Here is a 16,277-nt window from a genome sequence, read left to right on the forward strand (position 1 = left end):
GGGCGAGTGAATGGAACAATAGCCGGAACCGAGAAGATTCCGACTATTATTTTAATTATCAGGCAGTAACGCGCTGCTGGCGGCGCTTCATAACACGCTCGCGTAACGTGTCATAAGCCCAGTTATAGAACATGGTATACGGCAGGAAGAACAGGAAGAAACCTATTTCCAGCGTGAATGCCTGAAGCAGGCTGACGTTCAGCACATACGCCACGATGCTCACCCCGATCACAATAAAACCGCTCTCAAAACCTAAGGCGTGAAATGCTCGCACTTTCGCCGTACGTTTTACCAGGTGCGACGGCCACAGACGGTCAAACAGGGCGTTATAAATGATATTCCAGATCATCGCTGTAGTGGCGAGAAGAATTGTCAGTCCGCCCATTTCCAGCACCGAGCGCTGCATCAACCATGCGGTGGTTGGTGCGAGAACAGCGGTGGCAATGCCTTCAAAGCAGACGGCATGAAAAATGCGCTCCATTAACGAGCGACGTTGGACTGTATCGTGTTGCATAACCTAAAACCTTCTTTGATGCCCGGATAACGGAATGGTGGCAATTTTATCGTTTTATGTGATATCTAAAAGATAGTATCCATCGATAAAGTAGATAGTTCATGCGTTACTCTCCTGAAGCGTTAACGGCATTTGTAGAGACCGTTTCCTGCGGCTCATTTTCTGCTGCGGCTCGTCGGCTGCGTAAAAGCCAGTCCACTATCAGTACGGCCATTGCGCATCTGGAAGCCGACCTTGGTTTTGCGCTGTTTGACCGTTCATCACGCCAGCCAACGCTGACCGAAGAAGGTAAGCGGGTGCTGGGTTATGTGCAGGCGATTCTGACGGCCAGCGAACGACTGGATGAAGCGGCGATCTCGCTGTCGGGTGAAACGGAAGCGCGTCTGACCTTCGTGTTGTCAGACACGCTGCATCCGGATGTGCTGGAAGAGTTGATGGTGCAGTTTGACCGCAAGTTTCCCCATACCGAGTTTGAATGTCTGATTGGCGAAGACGAGGACGTTATCGATCTGCTGCAAAAAGGACGTGCTCAGGTGGGGTTGATCGAAGCGCGGGAGGATTACCCGACCGACATGGGCGTTACGCGTCTGCCGATGCAAACCTGGATGGGATTATACGTGGCGGCATCGCATCCGTTGGCGGCTCAAGAAAAACTGCAGTGGGAGCAGCTACACACCTGGCGCGAGCTGCGTTTGAATACCTATCTGGAAAGCGGGACTAACGTGGCGCGCGGTCCCGTCTGGTCGGCTCCTAACTACCTGTTATTGCTAAGTATGGCTGTTCAGGGATTCGGCTGGTGCGCGCTCCCGTGTGCGCTGGTGGAGGAGTTTGCGGCAGAAAAACCATTGGTTCAATTAAAGCTGCCCGGCTGGCCAAAGGCTATCTCTATCGATCTGTTGTGGAATAAGAAATCACCGCCTGGCGTGGCGGGAAGTTGGCTGCGCGACCATTTACAGCAGAGTGGCGTTCAGATGACCAATAAATGATACGAATTTCCTTTGTGATAAAAATCACCGTTTTTAAACAACCTTGATAACTCTTTTTAACAATCATCTACTATTGCGGTGTTATTTTGCGCTGAGGTGGTGATGAAAGAGGTTGTGATAGTCGGGGCGTTACGGACACCGATTGGCTGCTTCCAGGGGACGCTGGCGCGCCACTCTGCCGTTGAATTAGGCAGCATGGTGGTCAGGGCTTTACTGGAACGCACGGGCGTGGACGTTCATGCTGTGGATGAAGTGATCCTCGGTCAGGTGCTTACCGCAGGTGCCGGGCAGAATCCGGCGCGTCAGTCTGCCATCAATGGTGGGCTACCCAATACCGTTTCCGCCATCACCATTAACGATGTCTGCGGTTCGGGCCTGAAAGCGCTGCATCTGGCGACCCAGGCTATCCAGTGCGGCGAAGCCGACATTGTGATTGCGGGCGGGCAAGAGAATATGAGCCGTGCCCCGCATGTTCTTACCGATAGCCGCACCGGCGCTCAACTGGGGAACAGCCAACTGGTCGACAGCCTGGTACATGACGGTCTGTGGGATGCCTTCAACGATTATCACATGGGCGTTACCGCGGAAAACCTGGCGCGAGAATACGGCATTAGCCGCGAATTGCAGGATGCCTACGCGCTGCACTCGCAGCACAAAGCGCGGATGGCAATTGATGCTGGACGCTTTAAAGATGAAATCGTGCCGGTGGTAACACAGCGTAATGGGCAATCATTGGTGGTGGATACCGACGAGCAGCCGCGTACCGATGCCAGCGCCGAAGGGCTGGCGCGTCTGGATCCTACCTTTGACAGGCTCGGTTCGGTAACGGCAGGTAACGCGTCATCCATCAATGACGGCGCCGCTGCGGTGATGATGATGAGCGAGGCCAAGGCGCAAGAGTTGAACTTACCTGTACTGGCCCGTATTCGCGCCTTTGCCAGCGTCGGGGTCGACCCTGCGCTCATGGGGATTGCGCCAGTGTATGCGACCCGCCGCTGCCTTGAGCGTGTGGGCTGGCAACTGGCTGATGTTGATCTTATCGAAGCTAATGAGGCCTTCGCCGCGCAGGCATTATCCGTTGGGAAAATGCTTGAGTGGGATGAACGGCGGGTGAATGTTAACGGCGGAGCCATTGCGCTCGGTCATCCGATTGGTGCGTCTGGCTGCCGAATTCTGGTTTCGCTGGTGCATGAAATGGTGAAGCGTCGGGCGCATAAGGGCCTGGCAACGCTGTGTATCGGTGGTGGTCAGGGTGTGGCGCTCGCTATCGAACGAGATTAACGATCTTACATTTACCGTCTTAAACGCCTTTCTACGTGTTTTCCCTGCACCTGTAAAAAAGCCCTCCAGCAGGAGGGCAAGGCCAGTTACAGAAACATACACTCTAAACACAGTCAACTTATCAAAACATTGTTTCATTTCATGTGATTAACTGCGCACTTTGTTAGAAAAGGTGTCTTTTCGACTGATCATCTCGGCTGAATTTTCCATTTTTTATCCCCGCCCCTAATGAATAAATAAATTTATCGTATTGTTATTCAATCATTTTATTAAGGTCCATTTCGCTATTCATACGCGCTAGCGTGATCGCACTTACACTTTTGATAATAAGATGCGAAAAAAGTGAAACATCGTTTTATTTATAATTGAAAACACATTCAGGGAGGAATATCATGAGTGCATAAGATAAAACGGAACAGCGTTTTGCTATTCGTTTAAGCATTCACGGTCAATTTATCACTGGAGGTAAATGTGGACGTAAGACAAAGCATCCATAGTGCGCATGCGAAAACCCTGGACACTCAGGGGCTGCGTAATGAGTTTTTGGTCGAAGAAGTGTTTGTCGCAGATGAATACACCATGGTCTACAGCCACATCGACCGCATCATTGTTGGCGGCATTATGCCAGTGGCCAAAACCGTCTCTGTGGGTGGCGAAGTCGGCAAACAGCTGGGCGTAACCTATTTCCTCGAACGTCGTGAGCTGGGTGTGATCAATATCGGCGGCCCGGGCACGATTACCGTTGACGGCCAGTGCTATGAAATTGGCCATCGCGACGCGCTGTACGTCGGAAAAGGGGCAAAAGAAGTGGTATTCGCCAGTATTGATACGACAAAACCGGCGAAGTTTTACTACAACTGCGCGCCGGCCCACACGACTTACCCAACTAAGAAAGTCACGCCTGCAGACGTTGCGCCAGTGACGCTGGGCGATAACCTCACCAGTAACCGTCGTACCATCAACAAATACTTTGTGCCGGATGTTCTGGAAACCTGCCAGTTGAGCATGGGTCTGACTGAACTGGCACCGGGTAACCTGTGGAACACCATGCCGTGTCATACCCATGAACGTCGTATGGAAGTCTATTTCTACTTCAATATGGAAGAAGATACCTGCGTCTTCCACATGATGGGGCAGCCTCAGGAAACGCGTCATATTGTGATGCACAACGAGCAGGCGGTGATTTCTCCAAGCTGGTCTATTCACTCCGGTGTCGGCACAAAAGCGTATACGTTCATTTGGGGCATGGTAGGCGAAAACCAGGTCTTTGATGATATGGACCATGTTGCAGTAAAAGATCTGCGCTAGTTGCGGGCGACAGCCGTGCCTGCTGCGGCGGGCATTATAAAAATTAAGGATTTACAATGATTTTGAATGCATTCTCTCTTGAAGGTAAAGTCGCCGTTGTGACCGGTTGTGACACCGGTTTGGGTCAGGGTATGGCGCTGGGCCTGGCTGAAGCGGGCTGCGATATCGTCGGTATCAACATTGTTGAACCGACAGAAACCATCGAACGTGTGACCGCACTGGGCCGCCGTTTTTTAAGCCTGACCGCCGATCTGCGTCAAATCGACGGTATTCCGGCGCTGCTGGAGCGCGCAGTGGCAGAATTCGGCCATATCGATATTCTGGTCAACAACGCGGGTCTTATCCGTCGTGACGATGCGATCGATTTCAGCGAAAAAGACTGGGATGACGTGATGAACCTGAACATTAAGAGCGTGTTCTTTATGTCTCAGGCCGCGGCGAAGCACTTTATCGCCCAGGGTAACGGCGGTAAAATTATCAACATCGCCTCTATGCTTTCCTTCCAGGGCGGGATCCGCGTGCCGTCTTACACCGCGTCTAAAAGCGGCGTAATGGGTGTTACCCGTCTGATGGCGAACGAGTGGGCAAAACATAACATCAACGTCAACGCGATTGCACCGGGTTACATGGCGACGAATAACACTCAACAGCTGCGTGCTGATGAGCAGCGTAGCGCAGAAATCCTCGATCGTATTCCGGCGGGGCGTTGGGGTCTGCCGAGCGACCTGATGGGGCCTGTCGTGTTCCTGGCGTCCAGCGTATCTGACTATATCAACGGCTATACCGTTGCGGTAGACGGCGGCTGGCTGGCGCGTTAATTGCTTTCCAGAGCCAACAAACCCTGCTAAATGGCAGGGTTTTTTTACTTTTGAATCATTAAAATCCATATTGTGGTTATAAATTATTCCATATTAAATTTCATGTGTATCAATTTATTATTTTTAATATTATTTAATATCAATAAATTAAATTTAATTGAGTGATTGTCGGTAAATTTTAAAATTGGAATATCCATCACATAACGATGTGGTGTAGCTATTTAATCCATGTTTTTGCCGTTTCCCGCCTGACGCTTCCTGCAAGGGATCCCTTACTTTCAATGGCATGGTTACTCTGTATCTGGCAGGAAAAAATGGTCTCAATAAATAATGATGCTGCTTTAGCGCCGCGCCCAGTGCGCGATACGCGACGTATGAATATGTTTGTTTCTATCTCTGCGGCTGTCGCAGGGTTGTTATTCGGCCTGGATATTGGCGTGATTGCCGGGGCGTTGCCTTTCATCACCGATCACTTTGTGTTGACCAGCCGCCTGCAGGAGTGGGTGGTCAGCAGCATGATGCTGGGCGCGGCAATTGGTGCGCTGTTTAACGGTTGGCTGTCATTCCGCCTGGGACGTAAATACAGTCTGATGGCGGGGGCGATCCTTTTCGTCGTCGGATCTCTGGGCTCGGCGTTTGCCTCCAGCGTAGAAATGCTCATTTTTGCCCGCGTGGTACTGGGCGTTGCGGTGGGGATCGCCTCTTACACCGCACCGCTCTATCTCTCCGAAATGGCCAGTGAGAACGTGCGTGGCAAGATGATCAGCATGTATCAACTGATGGTGACGTTGGGCATCGTTCTGGCCTTTTTGTCCGATACGGCGTTCAGCTACAGCGGTAACTGGCGCGCTATGCTGGGCGTGCTGGCGCTTCCGGCTGTATTGCTGATTATTCTGGTTGTGTTCCTGCCCAACAGCCCGCGCTGGCTGGCGGAAAAAGGTCGCCACATTGAAGCTGAAGAAGTATTGCGCATGCTGCGCGATACGTCAGAAAAGGCCCGCGATGAGCTGAACGAAATCCGTGAAAGCTTGAAGCTGAAGCAGGGTGGTTGGGCGCTGTTTAAAATTAACCGTAACGTGCGCCGCGCAGTTTTTCTTGGGATGTTACTGCAGGCGATGCAGCAGTTCACCGGGATGAACATCATCATGTATTACGCGCCGCGCATTTTCAAAATGGCGGGTTTTACCACCACAGAGCAGCAGATGATTGCCACGCTGGTGGTTGGCTTAACGTTTATGTTCGCTACCTTTATTGCCGTCTTCACGGTCGACAAAGCAGGACGTAAACCGGCGCTGAAAATTGGGTTCAGCGTAATGGCCATCGGGACGCTGGTGCTCGGATATTGCCTGATGCAGTTTGATAACGGCACGGCTTCCAGTGGACTATCCTGGCTGTCAGTTGGCATGACGATGATGTGTATTGCAGGCTATGCGATGAGCGCCGCGCCGGTGGTGTGGATCCTGTGTTCGGAAATTCAGCCGCTGAAATGCCGTGATTTTGGTATTACCTGCTCCACCACCACCAACTGGGTGTCGAACATGATCATTGGTGCAACGTTCCTGACGCTGCTCGATAGCATTGGCGCGGCTGGTACGTTCTGGCTATATACTGCGCTGAACGTCGTGTTTATCGGTATTACGTTCTGGCTGATTCCAGAAACCAAAAACGTCACGCTTGAGCATATCGAACGTAAGCTGATGGCAGGTGAGAAGTTAAGAGATATTGGGATGTAAATGTTGAGATGGAGTGTCGGATGACATCTCATGTAGGCCGGGTAAGCGATACCCGGCTTTTTTATTTAGCGCTTTACCCGTGTAGAAAATCTTCGCGTATGGGCGTAAAGGTATCCAGCAGCGTTCCCGGTTTTAAACAGACGCAGCCATGCATAATGTTGGGTTGTTTATACAGGGTATCGCCCGCCCTAACGACATGCTTTTCTTCGCCGATGGTAAATTCAAACTCACCGGACAACACGTAAGTCAGCTGCTCGTGCGGATGATTGTGCATCGGGCCTATCGCGCCTTGCTCGAAGTTCACCTCAACCGCCATCATGTTACCGTCGTGAGCAAGAATGCGCCGGGTAACGCCATTGCCCAGATCGTCAAGCGTGGTCTCTTTATGAAAAATAAACATCCGGCCTTCCTGTAATTAATTAAAACAGTGTTTCATTAAACCTATATCAGAAAATTAAAAAAAGAAATGCACGCCAACAGATGTGGAAAGTTGATCACATCTTTGGTTCACTGGAGAGACAACAACGAGTCAGGGGAAATGATGAAAACGATCGGTCTGTTAGGCGGTATGAGCTGGGAATCTACCATTCCTTATTATCGACTCATTAATGAAGGGGTAAAACAGCGTCTGGGTGGCCTGCATTCTGCGCAGATCCTGCTTCACAGCGTGGATTTTCATGAGATTGAGTTGTGCCAGAGTCGCGGTGAGTGGGATAAAGCAGGCGATATTCTGGCGCAGGCGGCGCTGGGGTTACAGCAGGCGGGTGCGGAAGGGATTGTGCTGTGTACCAACACCATGCACAAGGTTGCTGAGGCGATTGAAAGCGCCTGTGATGTGCCGTTCCTGCATATTGCCGACGCGACGGGGCGGGCGATACAAAAGCAGCAGATGAGCAACGTGGCGCTACTGGGTACGCGCTACACCATGGAACAGGATTTTTACCGCGGTCGTTTACAGACTGAATTTGGCATTAGCACGCTGATTCCTGAAGCTGATGACCGTCAGAAAATAAACCAGATTATTTTCGATGAGCTGTGTCTCGGTGAGTTCAGCGAGGCTTCCCGCGATTATTACCTGGGCGTCATCGACCAACTGGCGAAACAGGGGGCGCAAGGGGTGATATTTGGCTGTACTGAGATTGGTCTGCTGGTTCCCGCCGAGCTAAGCCCACTACCGGTTTTCGACACCGCGGCAATCCATGCGCAAGATGCGGTGGCATTTATGCTTTCGGTTGTGGATGCAAAATAGCCTCCAGCGGGTCAATAAGACTTGGTAGATGGTCCTGCAGATGCGCCGTAAAAGCATCAACCAGCGCCGAGGCGGGGCGATGAAGTGGGTGAATCAGGCTGACCGTAAAGGGTACCGAAATACTGAAGCGGCGGATGACGACCCCGCTACTGGCGTAATCCAGCGCGGTCAGTGGGTTTACCACCGAGATCCCCACGCCTGCCCGCACCATTGCACAAATTGAAGCGGCGCTATGGGTTTCAATCACCATACGGCGCTTCACCTGGTGCTCATTAAACAGGGTATCCAGTAGCTGACGGTAACTGTCGGTCCGTGACAGGCTGATGTAGTTTTCCCCCTGAAAATCCTGCGGCGTTAACACCGCTTTCTTAGTCAGCGGATGCCCCTGGGGCAGCACGCACACTTCATCCAGCGCCAGCAATTCGGTGCGTTTTGTTCCGGCAGGCGTATGCAGCGTTTCCGTTAACCCCAGATCGTGGCGCTGCGCTGACAGCCACTCTTCCAATAGCGGTGATTCCTGCGGCACTATCTGAATATTGACCTGGGGATAGCGTGCGAGGAATGGCTGCAGTAGTGGCGGTAAAAAGGACTGTGAGAATACCGGCAGGCAAACAATCGACAATTCGCCCTGGCGAAACTCGCGCAGGCTTTCGGCGGCGCTCACAATTCTGTCCAGGCCATACCACGAACGTTGCACCTCTTCAAACAGACGTAACCCTTGCACGGTTGGGTGCAGCCGGCCACGCGTGCGTTCAAACAGCGTTAATCCCAGTACTTTCTCGAATCGGGCCAGTTCCCGACTGACAGTGGGCTGCGAGGTATGTAGCATGCGCGCGGCTTCCGTCAGATTGCCTGCCGTCATGATGGCGTGAAAAATTTCGATGTGTCGCAGGTTAACGGCGGGCATGGGCAATCCTCGAATGAACCAATCCATATCATTTTTGCATAGACTCACGATAAAACGATATTTTTTATTCTTTTCGGGCTGTGGCGTAATCATAAAAAAGCCAATGCCGGAGTACACCATGCCACGCCCACTCAACAACACAGACACTGACCTGACCGCCGACAACCTGCTGCGCCTGCCTGCCGAATTCGGCTGCCCGGTGTGGGTCTATGATGCGCAGATTATACGCGCCCAGATTGCCAAACTGAGTCAGTTTGACGTGGTGCGTTTTGCCCAGAAGGCATGTTCGAATATTCATATTTTGCGCCTGATGCGCGAGCAGGGCGTAAAGGTTGATTCCGTCTCGCTTGGCGAAATTGAACGTGCGCTAGCGGCAGGTTTTGTACCGGGGAAAGATGAAATCGTCTTTACCGCCGATATGATTGATGAAGCGACGCTTGCGCGGGTGCATGAATTGCGCATTCCGGTAAATGCCGGGTCGGTGGATATGCTGGAACAACTGGGTCAGGTCTCGCCGGGCCATCGCGTGTGGCTACGCGTAAACCCTGGCTTTGGGCATGGACACAGTCAGAAAACCAATACCGGCGGCGAAAACAGCAAGCACGGGATCTGGTATAGCGATCTTCCCGCGGCGCTGGAGGTGATTCAGCGCTACAAGCTGAAGCTGGTGGGGATTCATATGCATATTGGCTCCGGTGTGGACTACGCGCATCTGGAGCAGGTGTGTGGTGCGATGGTGCGTCAGGTAATTGAATTTGATCAGGATCTGGAGGCGATCTCTGCGGGCGGCGGTTTATCAATCCCGTATCGCGAAGGTGAAGAGGCGATCGATACCGATCACTACTTTGGATTGTGGAACGCTGCGCGTGAGCAGATTGCTAAATACCTGGGGCACCCGGTCGCGCTTGAGATAGAGCCGGGTCGTTTTCTGGTCGCGGAAGCCGGCGTGCTGGTAGCACAGGTACGCAGCGTAAAAGAGATGGGTAGCCGTCACTTTGTACTGATCGATGCGGGCTTCAACGATCTGATGCGCCCGGCGATGTACGGCAGCTATCACCATATCTCCGCGCTGGCTGGGGATAGTCGCTCTCTGGAACACACCCCGCAACGGGAAACCGTGGTGGCCGGGCCGCTGTGCGAATCGGGCGACGTGTTTACCCAGCAGGAGGGCGGAAATGTGGAAACCCGTCTGTTGCCTGCGGTGGTGCCGGGTGATTATCTGGTCTTGCATGATACCGGGGCGTACGGCGCGTCTATGTCGTCAAACTACAATAGCCGTCCTCTGCTGCCGGAGGTTTTGTTCGATAACGGCGTGGCGCGGCTGATTCGCCGTCGCCAGACCATTGATGAGCTGTTAGCGCTGGAATTAATCTGATTACAGCGTGGTGAAATGCCGGATGGCGCTACGCTTATCCGGCCTATGAAATTAACTGTGGGGCCTGTTGGCCGGATAAGGCGCTTGTGCCGCCATCCGGCATTTAATTACTTAAAGTACGGCCCGAGCGTTACTGAGTCACGTAGTACCAGTTTGCCGGTAAACGGTGGGATTGGCTCGACGCTCTCGCCGTTGGCCAGCCGGATAGCCTGGTCGATTGCCGTGGTTATCATGGTATCAATCGGCAGATAAACGGTAGACAGCCCCGGCTCCAGCCATTTGGCGCTGGGTGCATCATCAAAACCAAACAGTGAGACGTCCGTTGGGATCCTCAGCCCGGCCTGATGTAACGCTTTTGATGCGCCTAATGCCATGTCATCGTTACAGGCGAACAGTGCGCTGAATTTAACCCCTTCCTCCAGCAGTTCACGACAGGCTTCATAGCCTCGCGTCATCGTGGAGTCGCCGTATTTGACCTTGTCGGGATCCCAGGGAATACCGTTTTTTTCCAGCGCTTTACGATACCCCATCAGGCGGGATTTACCGGTCGGGGTATGGCCTGGCACAGTGATACAAGCAATATCTCTATGGCCCTGGGAGATAAGATAATTGACCGCCTGATAGGCCGCGTCTTCCTGTTCAAAGAAAATCGCGCGATCGCGGGCCTGGCTGACATCACGGTTGATGACCAGCAAGGGCATAGCGATGCTGTTCATCAGCGACATTATCTCTTTTTCACTCATATAGCGGGTATAGAGAATAATGGCGTCGCACTGCCTGTCCGCCAGCATTTGCACGGCTTCCTGCTCACGCTCTGGTGTGTCGTGTCCGTCGGTGACGATCAACTGCTTGCCGTGAGATTCCGTCTGGCGTGAAGCCTGTTGCAGCAGCCGGCCAAAGTAGAATCCATCAAATGTAGAAACCACCAGACCAATGCTGTTGCTGGTGCGGTTTGCCAAAGATCGTGCTAAAAAATTAGGCCGATAATCAAGTGCCTGCATGGCCTTAAACACTTTCTGGCGCGTGCTCTCTTTTACCTGACCCGTGCCATTCAGTACGCGCGAAACGGTCGCTTTTGAGACGCCTGCGTGTCGTGAAACGTCCAACATCGTAGTCATAACGCTATCCTGGTTAATCGTTTGACGATGAATTCCCCGGCTCTGTCAGCGTCGAAACGGAATGGCGACGCACCAGAGTTGGGTTAAAAACGTGGGTAATTTCAGGCACGGGGCGCTTCTCCGCCAGCGCGAGCGCCAGTTCGGCAGCCTGGGTTGCCATCGTCACGATCGGATAGCGTACCGTGGTCAGACGCGGGCGCACGTAGCGGGAAACCAGCACATCATCAAAACCAATCAGCGAGATTTCTCCCGGTACATCAATGCCGTTATCATTTAATACGCCCATGGCACCAGCCGCCATTGAGTCGTTGTAGCAGGCTACCGCAGTGAAGTTTTTGCCACGACCAAGTAACTCGGTCATCGCCTGTTCACCGCCGCTTTCATCCGGTTCACCAAACGTTACCAGGCGATCGCTGACCGGTATATTGCTCTCTGCCAGCGCGTCGTAATAGCCTTGCAGACGATCTTCCGCATCTGAGATTGTGTGATTGGAGCACAGATAGCCAATGCGCGTATGGCCCTGTTGAATGAGGTGGCGGGTCGCCAGCCATGCGCCGAAACGGTCATCAAGGGCAACGCAGCGTTGTTCGAATCCTGGCAGAATTCGGTTAATTAATACCATGCCGGGGATTTGCTTCATTAGTGATGCCAGCTCAGCATCCGGGATGATTTTTGCGTGGACAACAAGGGCTGCGCAGCGGTGGCGAATGAGCTGTTCAATCGCCTGTCGTTCCTTCTGTTCGTTATGGTAGCCGTTGCCAATCAGTAAAAAATTACCGGTGTTATAGGCCACCTGCTCGACAGCTTTAACCATTGCCCCAAAGAATGGATCGGACACATCACCAACTACCAGACCGATGGTCTCTGTGGATTGTTGTGCCAGCGCACGCGCATTGGCGTTGGGGTGGTAGCTGAGTGATTCCATTGCACTCGTTACAGCCAGGCGCGATGCTTCGCTGGCTTTAGGGGAATCATTAATCACTCGAGAAACGGTGGCGACTGATACACCTGCTAGTCGGGCTACATCCTTTATGGTCGCCATGATAGTACCTATTGTGGGTAAACGCTTACATTCCGTCAGTGTTACGGAAAATGGCTGGCTGTTCAAGCAGATTGCCCGTCAGAACGTCGCAAATGTGAGCGCACACGAGCGAAGTAAGACAGAAAATAGAAAATGCTAATTTTTGCTTACACTTTGCGATGTGCTGTTGCGATTGTTCGCTGGTGAGGGAACTGAGCAGATTGCTAGAGTTGAGATCCCAGAGGTATTGATAGGTGAAATCAACTTTCGGGTTGATCACTAGAATTACACCAGCCTGCGCAGATGCGCAGGTTTTTTTTTACCTTCAGCCTATCTGTAACAGTAACCGATAATTTACACAACTCGTTGCATTTGGGTTCATTCCTTTGCGTTTTCGCACTGGCGTATCTGGCTGCTGACGACCACAATCAAGATCCCAGAGGTATTGATTGGTGAGATTATTCGGTACGCACTTCGTACCTGTCTCTTGCACCAACCTGCGCGGATGCGCAGGTTTTTTTTCGGATTCAATTTACCCCTTTCCTGTCGCGTCCACTCCCCAACTCGTATACTCTCCCACCATTGATGTTTATATAATTAATGGCACAGGGAGTTGAGATGCTATTTGGCTTTTTTCGTAATCTGTTTCGCGTGCTTTTCCGCGTTCGCGTCACGGGCAATGTCAGCGCGCTACAGGGAGAACGCGTTCTAATCACTCCCAACCACGTCTCATTTATAGACGGCATCCTGTTGGCGCTCTTTTTACCGATTCGTCCCGTCTTCGCTGTTTACACCTCGATCAGCCAGCAATGGTATATGCGCTGGCTAACCCCGCTGATTGATTTCGTACCGTTAGATCCAACCAAACCGATGTCGATTAAACATCTGGTTCGTCTGGTCGAACAGGGCCGCCCGGTGGTTATCTTCCCGGAAGGGCGTATTTCGACCACCGGTTCGTTGATGAAAATCTATGACGGTGCCGGGTTTGTCGCCGCTAAGTCGGGAGCGACGGTCGTACCTGTGCGCATTGAGGGCGCGGAGCTTTCCCGCTTTAGCCGCCTGAAAGGTTTGGTTAAACAGCGATTCTTCCCGTGCATCCGCTTACACATCCTACCGCCGACACAACTGCCGATGCCGGAAGCACCGCGAGCTCGCGATCGCCGTAAAATCGCCGGAGAGATGCTACATCAAATTATGATGGAAGCACGCATGGCGGTTCGTCCGCGTGAGACGCTCTACGAGTCGCTGCTGGCGGCGAAATACCGTTTTGGCGCAGGCAAAAACTGCATTGAAGATATTAATTTCACTCCGGACAGCTACCGTAAACTGCTGACGAAAACGCTGTTTGTCGCGCGTATTCTGGAAAAATACAGCACCGAGGGTGAAAGAATCGGCCTGATGCTGCCAAATGCGGGAATCAGCGCGGCGGTCATTTTTGGCGCCATTGCGCGTCGACGCATTCCAGCCATGATGAACTACACCGCGGGTGTGAAAGGATTAACCAGCGCCATTACTGCGTCTGAAATAAAAACGATCTTCACATCCCGACAGTTTCTTGATAAAGGCAAACTCTGGCATTTACCGGAACAGCTCACCCAGGTGCGTTGGGTGTATCTGGAAGACTTGAAAGCTGATGTGACCTTTAGCGATAAGCTGTGGATTTTCTCACATCTGCTGGCACCGCATCTGGCGCAGGTGAAGCAGCAGCCGGAAGACGCTGCGGTGATCCTCTTTACCTCCGGTTCAGAAGGCCATCCGAAAGGCGTGGTTCACAGTCATAAAAGCATTCTGGCGAACGTTGAGCAGATTAAAACGATTGCCGATTTCACCGCCGATGACCGCTTTATGTCGGCGCTGCCGCTGTTCCACTCCTTTGGGCTAACGGTGGGATTATTCACGCCGCTACTGACTGGCGCAGAAGTGTTTCTTTATCCCAGCCCGCTGCATTACCGCATTGTGCCAGAGCTGGTATACGACCGGAACTGCACCGTGTTGTTTGGTACGTCAACGTTCCTAGGCAACTACGCGCGTTTCGCGCATCCATACGATTTCCATCGCCTGCGCTATGTGGTTGCGGGAGCGGAAAAACTGCAGGACAGCACAAAGCAACTGTGGCAGGAGAAATTTGGCCTGCGTGTCCTTGAGGGCTATGGGGTGACGGAATGTGCCCCGGTGGTGTCGATTAACGTACCGATGGCGGCAAAATCGGGAACGGTAGGGCGCATCTTGCCTGGTATGGATGCTCGACTGTTGGCCGTTCCGGGAATTGAGGACGGTGGGCGTTTACAGCTGAAAGGCCCTAATATTATGAGCGGCTATTTGCGCGTCGAAAAACCTGGGGTGCTGGAAGTGCCGACGGCAGAGAATGCGCAAGGTGAGATTGAGCGCGGCTGGTATGATACCGGAGACATCGTGCGCTTTGATGAAAACGGCTTTGTACAGATTCAGGGGCGCGCCAAGCGTTTTGCTAAAATTGCCGGAGAGATGGTGTCGCTGGAAATGGTTGAGCAACTGGCGTTGGCGGTATCAGCAGACAAAATGCACGCCACGGCGATCAAGAGTGATGCCAGCAAAGGTGAGGCGCTGGTGCTGTTTACCACCGATAGCGAACTCACGCGTGAAAAACTACAGCAGTATGCGCGGGCGCACGGCGTACCTGAACTCGCCGTACCGCGTGATATACGCCATCTGAAGCAACTCCCATTACTCGGCAGCGGTAAGCCGGATTTTGTTACGCTGAAAAGCTGGGTCGATGAGCCGGAAAAACAACATGAGTGAGTCAGTGCACACTAACACGTCAATCTGGTCCAAAGGGATGATGTCCGTTATCGCCGCGCAGTTTCTGTCAGCGTTTGGCGATAACGCGTTGCTGTTTGCTACGCTGGCGTTGCTGAAGGAGCAATTTTATCCGGACTGGAGCCAGCCTATCCTGCAAATGGTGTTTGTGGGTGCTTACATTCTGTTTGCGCCGTTTGTTGGACAGGTGGCGGATAGCTTTGCCAAAGGCAGAGTGATGATGTTCGCGAACTCCCTGAAACTGCTGGGTGCGGCAAGTATTTGCTTCGGCATTAATCCGTTTCTCGGGTATACGCTAGTGGGGATTGGCGCGGCGGCGTATTCACCGGCCAAGTATGGCATTCTCGGTGAACTGACCACCGGCGACAAACTGGTGAAAGCCAACGGCCTGATGGAAGCTTCCACCATTGCCGCGATTTTGCTCGGTTCTGTCGCCGGCGGCGTTCTGGCCGACTGGCACGTGATTGCCGCGCTTTCTGCCTGTGCGCTGGCCTATGCTGGCGCAGTGGTCGCTAACCTGTATATCCCGAAACTAGCCGCGGCTCGCCCTGGCCAGTCCTGGCATCTGGGGAAAATGACGCGCAGTTTCTTCTGTGCCGCCTCTTCGCTGTGGCGCAACGGTGAAACACGCTTCTCGTTGGTGGGAACCAGCCTTTTTTGGGGGGCGGGCGTTACGCTGCGTTTTCTGCTGGTACTGTGGGTTCCGGTGGCGCTCGGCATCACCGATAACGCCACGCCGACCTATCTCAATGCCATGGTAGCGATCGGGATTGTCGTCGGCGCGGGGGCGGCTGCGAAGCTCGTGACGCTGGAAACTGTGTCGCGCTGTATGCCTGCGGGGATCCTGATCGGCGTCGTGGTGCTGATTTTTTCTCTTCAACATTCGCTGCTTCCGGCCTACGCATTGCTGATGCTTATCGGCGTGTGTGGTGGGTTCTTTGTGGTGCCGCTGAATGCGTTACTGCAGGAGCGGGGTAAGAAAAGCGTCGGCGCAGGTAATGCGATTGCGGTGCAAAACCTGGGTGAAAACAGCGCGATGCTGTTGATGTTGGGTATTTACTCACTGGCGGTGCTGGTGGGGATCCCAGCGGTAGCGATTGGTATTGGGTTCGGTGCACTGTTTGCGCTGGCGATTGCAGCGCTGTGGATTTGGCAGCGCCGCCATTAGTCT

14 protein-coding genes are annotated in these 16,277 nt (G+C 52.9%); 9 read left to right on the forward strand and 5 right to left on the reverse strand.

Annotated elements, in window-relative coordinates; genetic code table 11:
- Positions 1-58: 58 nt before the first annotated feature.
- A complete protein-coding gene (locus tag OGV85_RS19965) occupies positions 59-514 on the reverse strand; it encodes a multidrug/biocide efflux PACE transporter (protein ID WP_003033906.1) in 456 nt (151 codons plus the stop codon).
- Between the two features lie 101 nt (positions 515-615).
- On the opposite strand from OGV85_RS19965, the gene OGV85_RS19970 reads away from it, so the two are divergent.
- From OGV85_RS19970 to araE, 5 genes are all read left to right on the forward strand, one after another.
- Entirely contained in the window at positions 616-1,500 is an 885-nt protein-coding gene (locus OGV85_RS19970; RefSeq protein WP_003033908.1) for a LysR family transcriptional regulator, read from the forward strand.
- 102 nt (positions 1,501-1,602) lie between these two features.
- A complete protein-coding gene (locus OGV85_RS19975) occupies positions 1,603-2,781 on the forward strand; it encodes an acetyl-CoA C-acetyltransferase (protein ID WP_003033912.1) in 1,179 nt (392 codons plus the stop codon).
- A gap of 471 nt (positions 2,782-3,252) precedes the next feature.
- Positions 3,253-4,089, forward strand: coding sequence for a 5-dehydro-4-deoxy-D-glucuronate isomerase (kduI, locus tag OGV85_RS19980; RefSeq protein ID WP_003840972.1), 837 nt, complete (start codon positions 3,253-3,255; stop codon positions 4,087-4,089).
- A 56-nt stretch (positions 4,090-4,145) separates the two neighbouring features.
- A complete protein-coding gene (gene kduD / locus OGV85_RS19985; protein ID WP_286553884.1) occupies positions 4,146-4,907 on the forward strand; it encodes a 2-dehydro-3-deoxy-D-gluconate 5-dehydrogenase KduD in 762 nt (253 codons plus the stop codon).
- Positions 4,908-5,221: 314 nt separating this feature from the next.
- Complete coding sequence (gene araE, locus OGV85_RS19990; RefSeq protein WP_003846447.1) at positions 5,222-6,640, forward strand: arabinose-proton symporter AraE; 1,419 nt, start codon at positions 5,222-5,224, stop codon at positions 6,638-6,640.
- Between the two features lie 73 nt (positions 6,641-6,713).
- Here the strand turns inward: araE and OGV85_RS19995 are convergent, their stop codons facing one another.
- Positions 6,714-7,040, reverse strand: coding sequence for a cupin domain-containing protein (locus tag OGV85_RS19995; protein ID WP_003033932.1), 327 nt, complete (start codon positions 7,038-7,040; stop codon positions 6,714-6,716).
- Between the two features lie 141 nt (positions 7,041-7,181).
- Here OGV85_RS19995 and OGV85_RS20000 point away from each other — a divergent pair, with 141 nt between their 5' ends.
- Positions 7,182-7,889, forward strand: a complete 708-nt coding sequence (locus OGV85_RS20000) for an aspartate/glutamate racemase (RefSeq protein ID WP_032933518.1) — start codon at positions 7,182-7,184, stop codon at positions 7,887-7,889.
- On the opposite strand, the gene OGV85_RS20005 is transcribed toward OGV85_RS20000, so the two are convergent.
- Positions 7,861-8,796, reverse strand: a complete 936-nt coding sequence (locus OGV85_RS20005; protein WP_003033937.1) for a LysR family transcriptional regulator — start codon at positions 8,794-8,796, stop codon at positions 7,861-7,863. The two genes, OGV85_RS20000 and OGV85_RS20005, sit on opposite strands and share 29 nt — an antisense overlap.
- Positions 8,797-8,914: 118 nt before the next feature.
- On the opposite strand from OGV85_RS20005, the gene lysA reads away from it, so the two are divergent.
- Positions 8,915-10,171 (forward strand): diaminopimelate decarboxylase, encoded by a 1,257-nt coding sequence (gene lysA, locus OGV85_RS20010; RefSeq protein WP_032949971.1) that lies wholly within the window; start codon positions 8,915-8,917, stop codon positions 10,169-10,171.
- 107 nt (positions 10,172-10,278) lie between these two features.
- Here lysA and OGV85_RS20015 read toward each other — a convergent pair whose 3' ends face one another.
- Both OGV85_RS20015 and galR read right to left on the reverse strand, forming a co-directional pair.
- Positions 10,279-11,289, reverse strand: a complete 1,011-nt coding sequence (locus tag OGV85_RS20015) for a LacI family DNA-binding transcriptional regulator (RefSeq protein WP_054528747.1) — start codon at positions 11,287-11,289, stop codon at positions 10,279-10,281.
- A gap of 13 nt (positions 11,290-11,302) precedes the next feature.
- A complete protein-coding gene (gene galR / locus OGV85_RS20020; protein ID WP_003033945.1) occupies positions 11,303-12,331 on the reverse strand; it encodes an HTH-type transcriptional regulator GalR in 1,029 nt (342 codons plus the stop codon).
- A gap of 597 nt (positions 12,332-12,928) precedes the next feature.
- Between galR and aas the strand changes: the two genes are divergently transcribed.
- Positions 12,929-15,088 carry a bifunctional acyl-ACP--phospholipid O-acyltransferase/long-chain-fatty-acid--ACP ligase gene (gene aas / locus OGV85_RS20025; RefSeq protein WP_048218535.1) on the forward strand — a complete coding sequence of 720 codons (2,160 nt, stop codon included), beginning with the start codon at positions 12,929-12,931 and terminating at the stop codon, positions 15,086-15,088.
- On the forward strand, positions 15,081-16,274 hold the full coding sequence (gene lplT, locus OGV85_RS20030; protein ID WP_003033951.1) for a lysophospholipid transporter LplT: 1,194 nt from the start codon (positions 15,081-15,083) through the stop codon (positions 16,272-16,274). Before aas ends, lplT begins: the two co-directional genes overlap by 8 nt.
- Positions 16,275-16,277: the final 3 nt, after the last annotated feature.

It is taken from the genome of Citrobacter sp. Cf132, assembly GCF_030333885.1.
GTDB lineage: Bacteria > Pseudomonadota > Gammaproteobacteria > Enterobacterales > Enterobacteriaceae > Citrobacter > Citrobacter freundii.